We start from the raw sequence: 16363 nt of genomic DNA, 5'->3' as shown, positions 1-16363 counted from the left end.
GGCGTGCTCCAGAGTTAGTAACGGATTTTCGGATCAATAACGGCATACAGCACGTCAACAATCGCATTGAATAAAATGGTTAACGCGCCCACTAAAATGGTCAAACTCAAGACCAAAGAGTAATCGCGATTTAACGCTCCGTTGACAAACAACTGACCAATACCCGGCAGGCCAAAAATAGTTTCAATCACCATAGAGCCGGTGATAATACCGACAAATGCCGGCCCCATATAGGACAACACCGGCAGCAAAGCAGGTTTCAATGCATGACGTAATACAATGATGCGCAATGGCAAACCTTTTGCACGCGCAGTACGGATGAAATTAGAATGGAGAACTTCAATCATTGAACCGCGGGTAATTCGCGCGATACTGGCGATATAGGCCAATGACAATGCTACCATTGGCAAAATAATATACTGCGGTGCCCCACCATTCCATCCTCCGCCGGGTAGCCATTTTAATGTAATGGCAAAAACCAGCACTAATAACGGTGCCACCACAAAACTGGGGATAACCACCCCGGTCATGGCAAACCCCATGACGGTATAATCCCACTTAGTATTTTGATTTAATGCGGCAATAACGCCAGCACTCACCCCTAATACCACTGCCAGTATAAATGCAGCTAATCCGAGTTTTGCCGACACCGGAAACGAGGCCGAAACCAACTCATTTACCGTGTAATCTTTATATTTGAATGAAGGCCCAAGGTCGCCATGCGCCAATTGACCTAAGTAATTGAAATATTGTTTATAAACAGGGTCATTGAGATGATATTTCGCCTCAATGTTTGCCATAACTTCCGGTGGAAGATTACGTTCGCCAGTAAATGGGCTTCCTGGGGCGAGACGCATCATAAAGAATGAAATAGTGATCAAAATAAAAAGTGTCGGGATCGCTTCCAAACAGCGGCGTAGAATAAATTTTAACATTGCCTGTACCTTTAGCCTCTTACTGCAACTTATACCCTTCGCACTTGATATTGCCTCGGTGTTAGCTGCTCTTTCTCACCTAATTCACTGACTTTAGGTCTGCTCATTGGGATTCGTTTGCATGCTATTACGCCGCGACGTCAAGGCTATTGGGGTACTTATCATCAAGCAATAAGGGCAGCACGCAAACTCTGCGGCTGCCCTTAATAGATTATTGCTTGATAATATAGAGATCTTTAACGTGCATATTATCCAGTGGATCTTTACCGGTATAACCACCGACATAAGGTTTCACTAAACGGGCATTCACGTAATAGAACAAAGGTACGATAGCGGAGTCTTTATCCAACAGTATTTCAGCCTGTTGATACAACCCAGCGCGTTCTTTCTCAGATTTTACCTTCAAGGTATCTGCCATCAGCTTATCAAATGCTGGGCTCTTATAATGCACAGTGTTATTACTGCTGTCAGAGAGCATCATATTCAGGAAGGAAGAAGGTTCGTTATAGTCAGCACACCAGCCGGCACGAGCAACATCGAAAGTCCCTTGATGACGAGTATCAAGGAAGGTTTTCCACTCTTGGTTTTCCAGCTTAACGTCAACACCCAGGTTTTTCTTCCAGATAGAAGCCGCCGCAATAGCCAGCTTTTTATGCAAATCTGAAGTGTTATATAATAGGTTGAAAGTCAGTGGCTTATCTTTAGTGTAGCCCGCTTCTGCCAGCAATTTCTTAGCCACTTCATTGCGTTTTTCTTGTGTCCAGCTAAACCATTCTGGTGGAGTTAATTCAGCACCACTGGTGTACGGCGGGGTAAAACCATAGGCCGGCAAATCACCTTGGTTTTTCACTTTATTCACAATGATATCGCGATCCATACCCAATTTCAGGGCTTCACGTACCCGAGCATCCGTAAATGGTGCTTTTTGATTGTTGATTTCGTAATAATAGGTGCAAAGATACGGGTCAACATGGACTTCTTGTGGGATCTCTTTTTTCAGTTTCTGGAATAACTCAATCGGCATGTTGTTATAAGTCATGTCGATTTCACCGCTACGATAGCGGTTAACATCAGTTACTTCGGAAGAGATTGGCAGGTAAGTTACCTGATTAATCACAGTCTTCGCATTATCCCAATAGGTCGGGCTACGTTCTAATACAATACGTTCGTTAACAGTCCAGTCTTTCAACTTATAGGCGCCATTGCCGACAAAGTTTTGTGGCTGAGTCCATTTCTCACCAAATTTATCAATCACCGTTTTATTAACTGGAGACATGGATGGGTGAGCTAACAATTTATCCAGATAAGGAACGGGTTCGGTCAGCGTAACTTCCAGAGTATGGTCATCCAAGGCTTTAACACCCAAGGTATCTGGTGCTTTTTTACCGGCGATAATATCGTCGATATTAGCAATATGGGCATATTGCACATAGCTGGCATAAGGAGAAACTGTTTTAGGGTCGGCCAAACGTTGCCAGCTATAAACAAAATCCTGTGCCGTTACAGGGTCACCATTTGACCATTTAGCATCTTTACGCAGATGGAAAGTCCAGACTTTAAAGTCTTTATTATCCCAACTTTCTGCCACGCCCGGCATAATTTTGCCGTTGGGATCGTTAATAACCAATCCTTCTAACAAATCACGGGAGATATTTGACTCAGGGACACCTTCAATTTTATGTGGGTCAAGAGACTGAGGCTCTGAACCATTATTACGGACTAAAACTTGTTTTTCAGCCAGTTGTACCCCTGCTGGCACATTAGCCGCAAATGTATTCCCTACAGCCATCATACTTAAGGCAGCCACAATACCCGCAGCCAGAAGACTTTTCTTTGTGATGTTGGTCATGCTTATATCCACTCCAGTTTTTATTATTGCATCACCCAGTAACTGGGCAAGCTTCACCTTTAAAAGGCATTCATCCTTTGCATTGTTCGGGGAACGAATCCGCCAATGCAAGATCCCCATATTTATTAGCACCAGACGAAAAATCGCCGATGTTAAACATCCTAAAGACTCGGAACTCGTACTCATTATTACCGGTGGTAGCAGCGGTTCTTTATTTGCATTTCTAGCCACCTTGTCACGAAACCGGTGATGTTTTTTCTAGATTTGCATCAATATCCTGCTAACAACGACTAGCAATAACTATTCCAAAATTAAAATTACGGCTCAGTTTCACTGAAAAACAAGAAATCTCTCGTCAGGGAATTGTCCGAAAGCTAACAGAACACCAAATCTGACGCTAATAATTTTTACAGAAATGTTACGCAATTCTCTTTTTCAATGAGTAAGCAATCAAGGTAACTTACTGTACTTACAATCAAAAAAACCTATAACCCACTGAATTATTTGAAGATAAAAAACAGAAATGTTAATTTCACATCAAAAATTATGTTTAAGAACAACACCAAGAAACATAAAGTTAACATTCCAGACATTATCAGAATAAACCCCTGCTCATTGGGATGTAATCACTAATAACATCTAGATAAATTCAACACAAGCCCTACGGAATGATGTGAGCATTTTAACAACAAATAGCCTAATTAATTTACTCAGAGGGGAGATTAAGTACTTAGTAAAGAGAGGAAAATAAACCTTAAGCCAAATTATGTATGCGGAAGAACTATTATTGCAGCATTTGAGTGCAACAGATTAAACTTCATACATTATTTGCACCAAATTAATGCCTAAATGCTTTAAATATCAGACTTGCGGAAAGAAAAAAGCCACCAATAATATGCTGGTGGCCATTCTTTGATGATGAAGAGTCACTCTAATGAGTTTCAGTGGGTCAAAGTAACCCGGGGAAAATAGCCTTGATACCTGTCACAATGAATTCGATACCCAATGCCATCAGCAATAAACCCATAATACGCGTTATCACGTTAATACCGGTTTGCCCTAACAGCCTAACTAATAGCGGTGCGGCGCGGAACAATAACCAACAGCAGAATGCAAATAGGGCAATCGCCGCAGTTAATCCCAACAGGTTTTGCCAACTGTGGTAGCGAGAACTCCAAACAATAGTTGAACTGATTGCGCCCGGCCCAGCCATTAATGGCAATGCCAATGGAACCACACCAATACTTTCTCTTACCGCTGTTTCTGTTTTTTCCTGTTTGTTCTGCTTGTCTTCACCCAGTTTGCCGCTGATCATCGACATCGCAATACTGACCACCAAGATCCCACCGGCAATACGGAATGAATCAATAGAAATGCCAAATATTTTCAGGATGGCATCCCCCAAGAACAAGGAGATCCACAAAATAATGGCCACCGACAGGTTAGCTGTCAGGTTGGTTTTATCCCGCCCTGCCGCAGCCTGGTAGCTGGTCATACTGATAAATACCGGCAATATACCTACCGGATTAACCAGCGCAAATAAGCCAACAAAAAACTTGATGTAACCTGAAAGGTCTAACAGTGATTGACTCACACATCACTCCGCGAAATTGCTGATAAATACATCCATAAATAACGGGTCATTATACCCAATGCCCCAGACAACACACCCAATAACCCGCAGCAGGAAAATTTGTAACACTAATAATGTAACCCACTTGCAGACATCGTTCTGCATGCTATCAATATCTCATTACAGTGCTTTTCACTAAAAATATTCCTAAAGACATCCTCATGCTGATGTGCGCGCACAATGTAATAGAATTAGTCGCAGGAATCCACGGAATAAACCCGCATTTATACTTGGTAAATCCTCGCCAACTAAAATTGTAATTATTGTTAATATTCTGTGGCGGTAATGATGGTTTAACGTCATGAATTATCACTTTATTTCTTCAGATGATAATTACTCTCAACAAATAATAGCTGAATGGTGTCAGCTTGCAGTTTTTGTGATTTAAATCACAAAAAGCATACCTAAGAATAGTTAAGCTCTAGTCAGTGGTAGAGAGTAAGCGGCAGGAAAATAGAGTATAAAGGTTGAAAATAGTCTTTTTATCTCAATTTATTCCTAGTGACCCCAAAGCTCTTTCAGTAAATCAGCGGTGAAAATGAGATAGTAAGATACAAAAACTATCTCTATTCGACAGCACAGCATGTCAGAGCCTGTCTATACTAATGGCTTCAACAGCTCATTTACTAAAAGAGTTTAACATTATCAGGAGAGCATTATGGCTGTAACGAATGTCGCTGAACTTAACGAGCTAGTAGCACGCGTCAAGAAAGCCCAGCGCGAGTATGCCAACTTCACTCAAGAGCAGGTTGATAAGATCTTCCGTGCCGCAGCTCTGGCTGCTGCTGATGCCCGTATTCCTTTAGCCAAACTGGCTGTCGAAGAATCTGGCATGGGTATTGTGGAAGACAAGGTTATCAAGAACCACTTTGCTTCTGAATATATTTATAATGCTTACAAAGATGAAAAGACTTGTGGCATTCTGGAAGAAGATAAAACCTTTGGTACTATTACTATCGCTGAACCTATCGGTTTAATCTGCGGTATTGTACCCACCACTAACCCAACTTCTACCGCTATCTTCAAAGCATTAATTAGCTTGAAGACCCGTAACGGCATCGTATTCTCTCCACACCCACGCGCTAAAGATGCAACCAATAAAGCCGCAGATATCGTGCTTCAAGCCGCTATTGCAGCAGGTGCACCAGCAGATATTATTGGTTGGATTGATGCGCCAACAGTTGAGTTATCTAACCAACTGATGCACCACCCAGACATTAACTTGATCCTGGCAACCGGCGGCCCAGGCATGGTTAAAGCGGCTTACAGCTCAGGTAAACCGGCTATCGGCGTTGGCGCGGGGAACACCCCAGTTGTCGTTGATGAAACTGCTGATATCAAACGTGTTGTTGCCTCTATCTTGATGTCTAAAACCTTTGATAACGGTGTAATTTGTGCATCAGAACAGTCCATCATTGTGGTCGATTCTGTGTACGATGCAGTGCGCGAGCGTTTTGCTAGTCACGGCGGTTACCTGCTGCAAGGTAAAGAACTGAAAGCAGTTCAAGACATTATCCTGAAAAACGGTGGCCTGAATGCGGCAATCGTTGGTCAGCCAGCAACGAAAATTGCTGAAATGGCCGGCATCAAAGTGCCTGCTAATACCAAGATCCTTATCGGCGAAGTTAAAGTTGTTGATGATTCAGAGCCATTTGCTCATGAAAAACTGTCTCCTACTTTAGCAATGTATCGTGCGAAGAGCTTCGAAGACGCAGTTGAGAAAGCAGAAAAACTGGTAGAAATGGGCGGTATTGGCCATACATCTTGCCTGTATACAGACCAGGATAACCAACCTGCACGCGTTAAGTATTTCGGCGATAAAATGAAAACCGCCCGAATCCTGATCAACACCCCTGCCTCTCATGGTGGTATCGGTGACCTGTATAACTTCAAAGTAGCGCCTTCACTGACGCTGGGTTGTGGTTCTTGGGGTGGTAACTCCATCTCTGAAAACGTCGGTCCGAAACACTTGATCAACAAGAAAACTGTGGCTAAGCGAGCAGAAAACATGTTGTGGCATAAACTCCCGAAATCTATTTACTTCCGCCGTGGCTCCCTGCCTATCGCGTTGGAAGAAGTGGCAACTGACGGTGCAAAACGTGCCTTCATCGTGACTGACCGCTACCTGTTCAACAATGGCTATGCAGATCAAATCACTAGCGTACTGAAATCTCACGGTATCGAGACCGAAGTCTTCTTCGAAGTAGAAGCAGATCCAACTTTGAGTATCGTGCGTAAAGGTGCAGAGCAGATGAACTCCTTCAAACCAGACGTGATTATCGCGCTGGGTGGTGGTTCACCGATGGATGCGGCCAAAATCATGTGGGTAATGTACGAACACCCTGAAACCCACTTCGAAGAACTCGCATTGCGCTTTATGGATATCCGTAAACGTATTTACAAGTTCCCGAAAATGGGTGTGAAAGCGAAAATGATCGCCGTAACAACCACTTCAGGTACAGGTTCAGAAGTTACACCATTTGCGGTAGTGACCGACGATGCGACAGGTCAAAAATATCCATTGGCTGACTATGCATTGACTCCAGATATGGCAATCGTTGATGCCAACCTGGTTATGAATATGCCTAAGTCTCTGTGTGCCTTCGGTGGTTTGGACGCAGTTACCCATGCTCTGGAAGCCTATGTTTCTGTATTGGCGAATGAATACTCTGACGGCCAGGCGTTGCAAGCGCTGAAACTGCTGAAAGAATTCCTGCCAGCCAGCTACAATGAAGGGGCTAAAAACCCAGTGGCACGTGAGCGTGTTCACAACGCAGCAACTATCGCGGGTATTGCTTTTGCTAACGCCTTCTTGGGTGTCTGCCACTCAATGGCCCACAAACTGGGTTCTGAGTTCCACATCCCACACGGCCTGGCAAACGCCATGTTGATTTCAAACGTTATTCGTTATAACGCGAATGACAACCCAACTAAGCAAACTGCTTTCAGCCAGTATGACCGCCCACAAGCGCGTCGTCGTTATGCTGAAGTTGCAGATCATCTGGGTCTGAGTGCTCCGGGCGACCGTACAGCACAGAAAATCCAAAAACTGCTGACTTGGTTAGATGAAATCAAAGCTGAATTGGGCATCCCGGCGTCTATCCGCGAAGCTGGCGTTCAAGAAGCTGATTTCTTGGCGAAAGTAGACAAACTGTCTGAAGATGCATTTGATGACCAGTGTACCGGTGCTAACCCACGTTACCCACTGATCTCTGAGCTGAAACAGATCCTGATGGATACTTACTACGGCCGTGAATTTAGTGAAGAACTGGAACAAGAAGCGACTGTAGCAGTAGCAGCGCCAGCAGCTAAAGCTGAGAAAAAAGCTAAAAAGTAATTTCTCGCTGATTCTGTATATCACCCCCGAATGGCAACCGCTGTTCGGGGGTTTCTTTTATCCGATTGCTGCATTGAACGCCGTTATTTGTGCATCGCCGCCGTCATCCCTCCCCTGCCCCTTCAGATAGCGCGGTAATTATCCCCCTTGCAACTGCACTCCTTTAGCTAAATAAACGTGCCACACTCCGTACATGACGCCATCAGCTAAAATTTGGCGGATCGAGGCATGCACATAAACGGGCTTCAATCGCTTTTGTACTGGAATAAATAAGAACAACACAGCCGTGGCCGACAATAAACTAGACAAAGTATTTGTGAGATTGAAGATAAACCGATATTTTCAGTTTCGACTCAACTGAGGTTACGGCACCTATAACCGCTCCAGCCGCTTACGTGGTTACAACCCTATTTCGGCCCATTGTCCCTCTAATCAACTTTATCTGCAGTCTGATAAGGCGCTGGTGTGTTTAATTTGGAATATGGCGTCAAGGAAAGCGGATATTACCGAGGAACGAAACAAATGACGTGGTAGGTGACAATATTGAGTCAATACAATAAGGCGCTAGCTACCTCACGACTGCAATAATAAAGCTCGTGAGGTAGTTAACCGAAAATAGTGGGGCTTATGGCTGCCGCTGAAGACAAGCTGCTTTAATAGCTTCTTTATAGTGACGTCGACAAACAGAGACATAGCTTTCATTGCCGCCAATCACCACCTGTTCACCATCGTGCATGGCAAGGCCCTGCGCATCTAAACGCAGCACCATATTTGCTTTGCGGCCGCAATGGCAAATCGTTTTTAGTTCGACCAACTTGTCAGCCCAGGATAATAAATATTTACTGCCGGGAAATAACTCACCAAGAAAATCAGTACGCAAGCCATAACAGAGAACAGGAATATGCAATTCATCGACCACCTGGCACAATTCCAGCACTTGTTCTTTGGTCAAAAATTGGCATTCATCAAGTAAAATACAATGGACGGGTTTTTCCTGATGCTCTGTGCTGATAATAGAGAATAATGATGTGCCACTATTGTATAGAAGAGCTTCTGAAGACAGTCCTATCCGTGAACTGACAGTTCCGACGGCAAAGCGATTATCAATCTCGGCGGTAAACACCAAAGTGCGCATGCCACGCTCTTGGTAGTTATAAGATGACTGCAACAGCGCTGTAGACTTACCCGCATTCATAGCTGAGTAATAAAAATAAAGTTGAGCCATGGGCCGGTAACTCCAATGGTATAATAAATGGTCATAGTGACAATGAATCCACAGTTTATCATAAACTAACGCTTTACGGGGAGCCGAGCCTTTCCGCTATATTACTGTTTTTTATATTAAGTAATGATATAGCTAATGAAATTGATAGAATTTTCATGTCAAACATTTCGCTATTATAAGGGACATTACATGACCAATTTCACAATATTGGTACAAAGACGGTGTTTTTTTTGTACATTAACCAAGCCAAGGAGATGAAAAAGCAATTGTGTTCGATATGAGCACCGCACTATTGGTTCATTAATGATACTACTAATGTGTTATCACGATTAATTGGTAAAATAGTGATAACAAATATTGCCATAAACTGCCAAATCTGAAGTGGTATGCTTTTTTCTTACTCAATATTTCGTTACTGCTATATCAATATGTAATGTGTTATGCGATCAGTTATTGCACATCACTACAGCATAAGTAACCTATTTTTGCTTTATTGATATAAAGCAAACTTATAACTTAGCCAGAAAATCATGCCTGCGTACAGGATGCATTAGGGAGCAAAATGAACATCCTTGTTAAAAACAGCTCAGATAATAACAACTGCTCATCGCTTATTAGTATCAAGCAGCAATTTTTAGCGAATAAAATACGTAAATTCGAGTATACTAATCAAATTGGCTATTGCAGAAATTAAAATAGCACTCTATTATTATCCAGACGCCCCCCCACTAATTATAATTTGAGACCAGGACAATGAGCGAAGCGTTAAAAATTCTGAACAACATCCGTACTCTGCGTGCACAAGCGCGTGAATGCACTCTTGAAACATTAGAAGAGATGCTTGAGAAACTTGAAGTGGTCGTTAACGAACGCCGCGAAGAAGACTCCCAAGCACAAGCAGAAATTGAAGAACGCACACGTAAATTACAGCAATACCGTGAAATGCTTATTGCCGACGGTATTGACCCAAATGAACTGTTGAATACTATGGCGGCTGCTAAAGCTGCTACTGGTAAATCAAAACGTGCTGCGCGCCCTGCTAAATATCAGTACACAGACGAAAATGGCGATGTGAAAACCTGGACAGGCCAAGGCCGTACTCCAGCAGTGATTAAGAAAGCCATTGAAGAGCAAGGTAAATCACTGGATGATTTCCTGCTGTAATCAAAATAGTTAATTTACTATTTTGATAAGAATACCCTCCTATTATATGGGGGGTATTTTTTTATGTCTCTCCAGATAGCTAATCATCGTTAGAATTTGTGGCACATCACGAAGAATTACCATGCTCAATCAACGACCAACAGTTGATGAACACGAGTCAACTTGAACATATCATTTTCTATAAATAACTCTCTGTAATAGCACTGATTGTAAATATATAAGAATACTCTGCTTATTTATAACAGCACAATAATCGGTATAATTCCCGTGGTGGAATCAACACATTTTTTTGTGATATAAGTGAAATTTTGACAATAAACTTCAGGTGCGAAATCCTTTCCTGGTGAGAGTTGGGCACTAAGTAGAAACTAATTTACTGCTGCAATCGGCAGATAAAACCATTTTCATCACTTATCACATCTGACTCATCGAACACCACCGCCTGTTTTGTAATAATTGTATCCTCGCTATTTAGACCTTCGTGATAGTAAACATTACCCCCATCAAAAATAATCGAGTTTTAGCCAAGACATGTTGCTGTCAAAATCAGAAGCTCTACAGTCTGCGATTCATCGTAAATAACTAAGACATCAGAACCAAGTAATACTGATGTTTTTCGTCCCGTTAATCTTAGAGCATTCCTACCCCATGCATTCATCAAGTCTCATCCATTCCCTCTGAAAATAAGTATGTATTGGATCCTGTTCTTCACAGTAACCTCACCAGGATCCGACGGACGACCTCTTCTCTGCCATCTAAATTAGATTTAACTGCCTCTTCAGAATAAACATTTTCCGCAAGTTATTAGAAAAATGATCTTGAATAAATTAGACCAATTTATGCCTCTGATAATTATTGATTTGCTCGACTATCAGCATCAATGGGAGATGATAGCTATCGCTCTCGGCGGTACGAATTAAATTCAGCTTATATAACACCTCATAACCCATACTGAGTACTTGTTGCCTTCATTCACTCATATCCCCGGCTAAGCCCGATAAAGGGCACAGGCCCATTATCAAGGGTTAACATTAGCTAATACTGATTAGCTTTATCTCACTGACGGCAAATGATAACCCTATGATTTTCAGATATAACGAAAAGTATATCAACCGAGGCTATATATTAGCTTCTCGTACACTTAAGGTGATAAGAATCAGTTCTATATGGCAAGCTCGTTAACAAGAAATTTATGTTGAAGTGAAAGAGGCAGTAAATAATAGAGAGTAGAAATTAATGATTTGCACTATTTATGCTCTGATTGACTTTGTATTGAGCTACTCATCAGCTGAAAGCATCAAACGTAAACGGCTCCCTCCCCCCCATACCTGGCACTGCCATGCTTCGCAGCGTTGGCTAATTTGATTTAAATGCGTTGTTTTTAATGTTCCTAAAGGTACACCATTACTGAGCTGAATTTGGTTCTTACCGGCATTTACGTTCGCATGCAAACCAGCAGAAACCAAAATTAAATTCTGATACTCCACGTGATAGTAACCAACCAGTAACGGAAACTGGCCATCAAGGTGAGTTCGCCTCAATAGCTTATTTACCTGTTCGAGCAAAGATGACATTTGCGGCAAGCGGTGTTTCTGATGAGCTAAATGCTCTTGTAGAATCCCGTTAAATAACACGCGCAATAGTAAGGCCGCTAAAACACCATTATCCCCAGCTCGCGTCACATCTAAACAGTAAAATGCCAAATCTTTATCTGATAATGCGGCAATATCAAGCACCAGTCCCGGCTTCTCAACCATGGTTAATTGCCGGTAATTGACTCGACAGTGAGCAATGGTTTGTTGTGCGGGCGGTTGCAGCTGTTTTAGCAATTTGGCTGCCTCATAAGGATTTTTACGTAGAGCATCCCAATCCTGTATAAGCTCTGTCTCTTCAATAGCATGAGAGGTAAATAGCACAGGATAGAGACAAGCAAGCACCGCTTCACGTAAGCGATTTAAATCCACAATCGGTTTTAGCAATACGTCCTTAACCCCCAGACGCAAAACTTTCGCAATATCAGCCATTTTGTCTGTGCCAGATATCACTAAAACTGGGATTTTCACCCCTTGAATGAGTAAATGCTCAACGAACTCAATTCCGCCCATTTTCGGCATGGCAAGATCGCAAAGAATCAGATCCGGAGTCTGAATTTTCAGCTGGGCTAACGCCTCCAGCCCATTACCGGCCTGGTAAACCGCAGCGCCGAGCGATTCTAAGAATCCCGTGATTACTGAGCGAAAAACAGTTTCGTCCTCAATAACTAAAATACTTTTACCTGCTAGTGGTTTTTCCATGTACTGCTTCTCTTGCTCACCTTAACGATAATAGTGGCCCAAAATGATTATTTCTGCTTGTCAGAAATTGTCATTCGCTATTTTAGATACACCTGTATACACCTTATCAAGGCTTTAACAGATGGCGTAATTGTTCGGTATTTTTCTCTACGGCCAACAGCCCGGCAGCAATGGCCTCATCTGCGCGATGAAAATCCAACATGGATATTTGCGGACAATAAGGTTGAATCAGCACATCAGGAGGATCACCCGCCATCCGATTACGTTTTAAGCGGTTCTCTAAGACTTGTATTGACGTAGACATTATTTCCATTGCGCTGGGGACTTTTTTGGCAGGATTGGTCGACATATTTGCTATTCGTGCCTTTAAGCGGTGAGACCAACTATCAGGAAGTTCAGTGGTAGTGTCTGCAACAGGCATTTGCGCGGACAACATATCTTGCCGAATCAGATGTGCGTCATGTTGCAAATCAACAGCAATAACAATATCAGCCCCCATAGCCCTGGCCAGAGAGACGGGAACCGGATTAACAACAGCACCATCAACCAGCCAAGAACCACCAAACCACACCGGCGAAAATAACCCAGGCATGCTGCATGATGCCCTAATAGCCTGCTTTATATCCCCCTCTGTTAGCCATAACTCGCGTCCAGTGGTTAAGTTTGTCACGACTGAGCCGAAAGGTAGCGTACATTCTGCGATATCTTTCACTTCTATAAGGTTATTCACCGCAGTAAATACCCGTTCCCCACGGAGTAATCCACCACGACGCCAGGAAAAATCCATCAACCGAATCACATCCCAGTAGGTAAATGATCGAACCCAGCGCTCCATTGCCTCTAAGTGATCACTGGCGTAAGCTGCACCGACCAATGAACCCACCGAACATCCCGCAACCACATCAATCTTCACACCCATATTTTTTAATGCATTAATAACACCAATATGGGCCCATCCCTTCGCCGCACCAGCCCCCAGTGCCAATCCAACTTTGACCTGTCTCATTGTATTTCATCCATTTTCAACTGATTTGGCACTTTTTATAACTTATTGAACAAGGGCCATGTTACATAGGCAACGTATTGATATTTAATTTAACTGGTACCCATTGTCCTGCAACTCAGGAGTAAAACCTATATTTATCCTTTTACTTCGCAGGTTTACTTTTATAACTATAGTGAATATTTGCTCTTCTGGCAAATTGATACAAAGATTTTACAATTCATGACTAAGATATAGCTTGAGCAGAGAAGGATATACAATGAATATTGAAATATGCCAAACGGATCGGTTTCTTCCTGAACTTATTACATTAATTACTCAATTAGATGCGTACCAAGCAGCACTGTACCCAACACAGAGCAATCATGCAGAATCTATTGATAAATTGAAACAAATAACAACATATATTTATATTGCGAAACTGGAGAGCAATATTGTCGGATGCGCGATTCTGGCGCTACCTGAAACCCCCTTTCCAGAAGTCAAACGCGTCTTTGTCTGTGCAGATTACCGCGGACGAGGGATTGCAACATTACTGATGATGGCGCTATTAGAAAAAGCCAAAGCTTTAAATTTAAAGCATATTTATCTTGAAACGGGAATTTACCAACCTGAAGCAATAAAGCTGTATCAGCGGTTGGGTTTTGATTTCATATCTGAATATGGCCATTATCAATATGACCCACTGAGTGTCTATATGATGAAATTGTTAAAGCCCTAGCCCAGATTCAGTGACAATATATATAATAAATAGGCAATTGATTTATTATCACTGCTGCTCAATTTCAATATTTCCACTGCAGATTAAATGCAAAATAGCCACCTTAATGGGCGGCTACTCAAAGTAAATATTCTGGATTAAGTAAAATTTAAAGACAAAATGTCTTCTTATAATAACAAATTCGATCTATCACGAATAGTATATTATGCATTTGCCTTACTGTCGTCTTCTTTAGCGCGCAGTGCCATTACCTATAAATACAATTTAGACCAGAATATTATGAAAGCTTTAGGGTTAACGGTAAAACAATTAGCCGTTGATGGTGCCAAATGAGACACTCATTTTTTCGAACATTGCGATAACTTTATTGATCAGTTTCATGGGTTGCTCCTGTAAATATCTTTATTTTTATGTGACACACATCACAGTTGCAAAGTTACGCTAGAATGAAACGGTGGTCAAGTTTTTTTGTGACGAACATCACAAATCTTTTTACTGCCATTAATCTTTTGCGAGATGATCAACTTTGAACCTCAGCACATCATTAGGTAAGATAGTAACCCTAGCCGTTACAATTCTATTTTACCCGCCTTGATCTACCGCTAACGTCCATGCGCAGAATTCACGGCATTATTTGTAGTTTCGGAGAAATTTTGTCAGAACAGTGTCCATGCGGCAGCCTACTTGAATACCCGGCATGCTGTGAACCTTACATCTTGGGTGCTAAAATTGCGTCTAAACCAGCAATATTGATGCGTTCTCGCTATAGCGCCTACGTAAAAAAAGATGCTGATTATCTCATTAAAACTTGGCATCCCGACTGTAATGCACAGGAATGGCGTGAGGGGATAGTTCAGAGTTTTACTCATACCAACTGGTTGGGATTAACCGTTATTGCCGAGACTACGGGTGCCCATAATAATGAAGCCTTTGTTGAGTTCATTGCCCGTTTTGCTGATACCAATAATGCTCAAATAAGCGCAATGCATGAACGTTCACGCTTCCTTCGTCTAAATGAACACTGGTACTATATTGATGGAGTCCGGCCAACCATCGGTAGAAATGAAATATGCCCTTGTGGTTCGGGGAAAAAATATAAGAAATGCTGCGGACATTAACAGTAAAATCGTTCTATTACTGACCCTAGCATCAGACATTTACATAACATCGAGTCATGTTAAGACAGGATTTTCCATCTTATGCCACACCAGAATGTACAAAAAAAAGTTCTACGGACTATTTGCCCTGATGCCAAAGGCTTAATCGCTAAAATCACCAATATTTGTTACAAGCACCAATTGAATATTGTGCAAAATAACGAATTTGTTGACCATCTGACTGGCCGCTTTTTTATGCGTACAGAACTGGAAGGGATTTTTAACGATACCACCCTGTTAGCGGATTTGGACGATGCGTTACCTGAAGGAACCCATCGGGAATTACATACCGCGGGGCGTCGTCGTATTGTTATTATGGTAACTAAAGAAGCCCATTGTCTGGGTGATTTATTAATGAAAAGCGCATATGGCGGCTTGGATGTCGAAATTGCGGCGGTTATTGGTAATCACGATGCGCTACAGAATTTGGTTGAGCGCTTTGATATCCCATTCCATCTAATTAGTCATGAAGGTCTGACCCGCGAACAACATGATCAACGTTTAGTTGAACAAATTGAGCAATACCAACCAGATTATGTGGTGTTGGCAAAATATATGCGCGTTCTGACACCGGCCTTTGTGCAACGTTTCCCCTATCAGATTATTAATATCCACCATTCATTCTTGCCCGCATTTATTGGTGCCAGACCTTATCACCAGGCTTATGAACGTGGGGTTAAAATCATTGGAGCTACCGCTCACTACGTCAATGATAGTTTGGATGAAGGCCCAATCATTATGCAGGATGTGATTAATGTCGATCATTCTTATACCGCAGAAGATATGATGCGAGCGGGCCGTGATGTAGAGAAAAATGTGCTCAGCCGTGCTCTCTATCGTGTTTTGGCACAACGTGTTTTTGTCTATGGTAATCGTACCGTTATTTTATAAGTACACAATAAACCGGTATTTTTTGCCCATATAATCAGCGGCACGAACAAAAAAACATCGAACAAATTATTTTTTTCATTTCAAGTCTTTACAGCGGCGCTTCATTTGATATGATGCGCCCCGCTTACCAAGACAGTTTTGTTAAGCAGTTAGG

At 42.2% G+C, this 16363-nt stretch carries 11 protein-coding genes; 5 read left to right on the top strand and 6 right to left on the bottom strand.

What is annotated here, in order from left to right; genetic code table 11:
- Positions 1-14: 14 nt before the first annotated feature.
- The 3 genes from oppB to YROHD0001_RS05635 form a co-directional block, all read right to left on the bottom strand.
- Positions 15-935, bottom strand: a complete 921-nt coding sequence (gene oppB, locus YROHD0001_RS05625) for an oligopeptide ABC transporter permease OppB (RefSeq protein ID WP_004715543.1) — start codon at positions 933-935, stop codon at positions 15-17.
- A gap of 211 nt (positions 936-1146) precedes the next feature.
- Positions 1147-2784, bottom strand: coding sequence for an oligopeptide ABC transporter substrate-binding protein OppA (gene oppA, locus YROHD0001_RS05630; protein ID WP_032817330.1), 1638 nt, complete (start codon positions 2782-2784; stop codon positions 1147-1149).
- 949 nt (positions 2785-3733) lie between these two features.
- Positions 3734-4378: a YchE family NAAT transporter gene (locus tag YROHD0001_RS05635; RefSeq protein ID WP_004715541.1), complete on the bottom strand. Its 645-nt coding sequence runs from the start codon at positions 4376-4378 to the stop codon at positions 3734-3736.
- Between the two features lie 697 nt (positions 4379-5075).
- Between YROHD0001_RS05635 and adhE the strand changes: the two genes are divergently transcribed.
- Positions 5076-7754: a bifunctional acetaldehyde-CoA/alcohol dehydrogenase gene (gene adhE / locus YROHD0001_RS05640; RefSeq protein ID WP_004715539.1), complete on the top strand. Its 2679-nt coding sequence runs from the start codon at positions 5076-5078 to the stop codon at positions 7752-7754.
- A gap of 625 nt (positions 7755-8379) precedes the next feature.
- Here adhE and YROHD0001_RS05645 read toward each other — a convergent pair.
- A complete protein-coding gene (locus YROHD0001_RS05645; protein ID WP_004715537.1) occupies positions 8380-8979 on the bottom strand; it encodes a thymidine kinase in 600 nt (199 codons plus the stop codon).
- Positions 8980-9732: 753 nt separating this feature from the next.
- Here YROHD0001_RS05645 and hns point away from each other — a divergent pair.
- Positions 9733-10143, top strand: a complete 411-nt coding sequence (gene hns, locus YROHD0001_RS05650; protein ID WP_004708400.1) for a histone-like nucleoid-structuring protein H-NS — start codon at positions 9733-9735, stop codon at positions 10141-10143.
- A 1277-nt stretch (positions 10144-11420) separates the two neighbouring features.
- On the opposite strand, the gene rssB is transcribed toward hns, so the two are convergent.
- Together rssB and rssA are read right to left on the bottom strand one after the other, a co-directional pair.
- A complete protein-coding gene (gene rssB / locus YROHD0001_RS05655; protein WP_004715535.1) occupies positions 11421-12437 on the bottom strand; it encodes a two-component system response regulator RssB in 1017 nt (338 codons plus the stop codon).
- A gap of 106 nt (positions 12438-12543) precedes the next feature.
- Positions 12544-13443 carry a patatin-like phospholipase RssA gene (gene rssA, locus YROHD0001_RS05660; RefSeq protein ID WP_004715534.1) on the bottom strand — a complete coding sequence of 300 codons (900 nt, stop codon included), beginning with the start codon at positions 13441-13443 and terminating at the stop codon, positions 12544-12546.
- A 256-nt stretch (positions 13444-13699) separates the two neighbouring features.
- Here rssA and YROHD0001_RS05665 point away from each other — a divergent pair, with 256 nt between their 5' ends.
- The 3 genes from YROHD0001_RS05665 (at position 13700) to purU (ending at position 16209) form a co-directional block, all read left to right on the top strand.
- A complete protein-coding gene (locus YROHD0001_RS05665) occupies positions 13700-14161 on the top strand; it encodes a GNAT family N-acetyltransferase (RefSeq protein WP_004715533.1) in 462 nt (153 codons plus the stop codon).
- 653 nt (positions 14162-14814) lie between these two features.
- Complete coding sequence (locus YROHD0001_RS0118240; protein ID WP_032817327.1) at positions 14815-15279, top strand: YchJ family protein; 465 nt, start codon at positions 14815-14817, stop codon at positions 15277-15279.
- Positions 15280-15360: 81 nt separating this feature from the next.
- On the top strand, positions 15361-16209 hold the full coding sequence (gene purU, locus YROHD0001_RS05670) for a formyltetrahydrofolate deformylase (protein WP_004715529.1): 849 nt from the start codon (positions 15361-15363) through the stop codon (positions 16207-16209).
- The last annotated feature ends 154 nt before the right edge of the window (positions 16210-16363 follow it).

The organism is Yersinia rohdei ATCC 43380 (assembly GCF_000173775.1).
Taxonomy (GTDB): Bacteria; Pseudomonadota; Gammaproteobacteria; order Enterobacterales; family Enterobacteriaceae; genus Yersinia; species Yersinia rohdei.
The sequence above is the reverse complement of the archived record's forward strand: the minus strand, read 5'-3'. Positions and strand labels throughout refer to the sequence as shown.

What these genes read in the sequence shown, in the direction of transcription:
- oppB (WP_004715543.1), bottom strand. Translation starts at nt 935, where the DNA reads ATGTTAAAATTTATTCTACGCCGCTGTTTGGAAGCGATCCCGACACTT.
- oppA (WP_032817330.1), bottom strand. Translation starts at nt 2,784, where the DNA reads ATGACCAACATCACAAAGAAAAGTCTTCTGGCTGCGGGTATTGTGGCT.
- adhE (WP_004715539.1), top strand. Translation starts at nt 5,076, where the DNA reads ATGGCTGTAACGAATGTCGCTGAACTTAACGAGCTAGTAGCACGCGTC.
- YROHD0001_RS05645 (WP_004715537.1), bottom strand. Translation starts at nt 8,979, where the DNA reads ATGGCTCAACTTTATTTTTATTACTCAGCTATGAATGCGGGTAAGTCT.
- hns (WP_004708400.1), top strand. Translation starts at nt 9,733, where the DNA reads ATGAGCGAAGCGTTAAAAATTCTGAACAACATCCGTACTCTGCGTGCA.
- rssB (WP_004715535.1), bottom strand. Translation starts at nt 12,437, where the DNA reads ATGGAAAAACCACTAGCAGGTAAAAGTATTTTAGTTATTGAGGACGAA.
- rssA (WP_004715534.1), bottom strand. Translation starts at nt 13,443, where the DNA reads ATGAGACAGGTCAAAGTTGGATTGGCACTGGGGGCTGGTGCGGCGAAG.
- YROHD0001_RS05665 (WP_004715533.1), top strand. Translation starts at nt 13,700, where the DNA reads ATGAATATTGAAATATGCCAAACGGATCGGTTTCTTCCTGAACTTATT.
- purU (WP_004715529.1), top strand. Translation starts at nt 15,361, where the DNA reads ATGCCACACCAGAATGTACAAAAAAAAGTTCTACGGACTATTTGCCCT.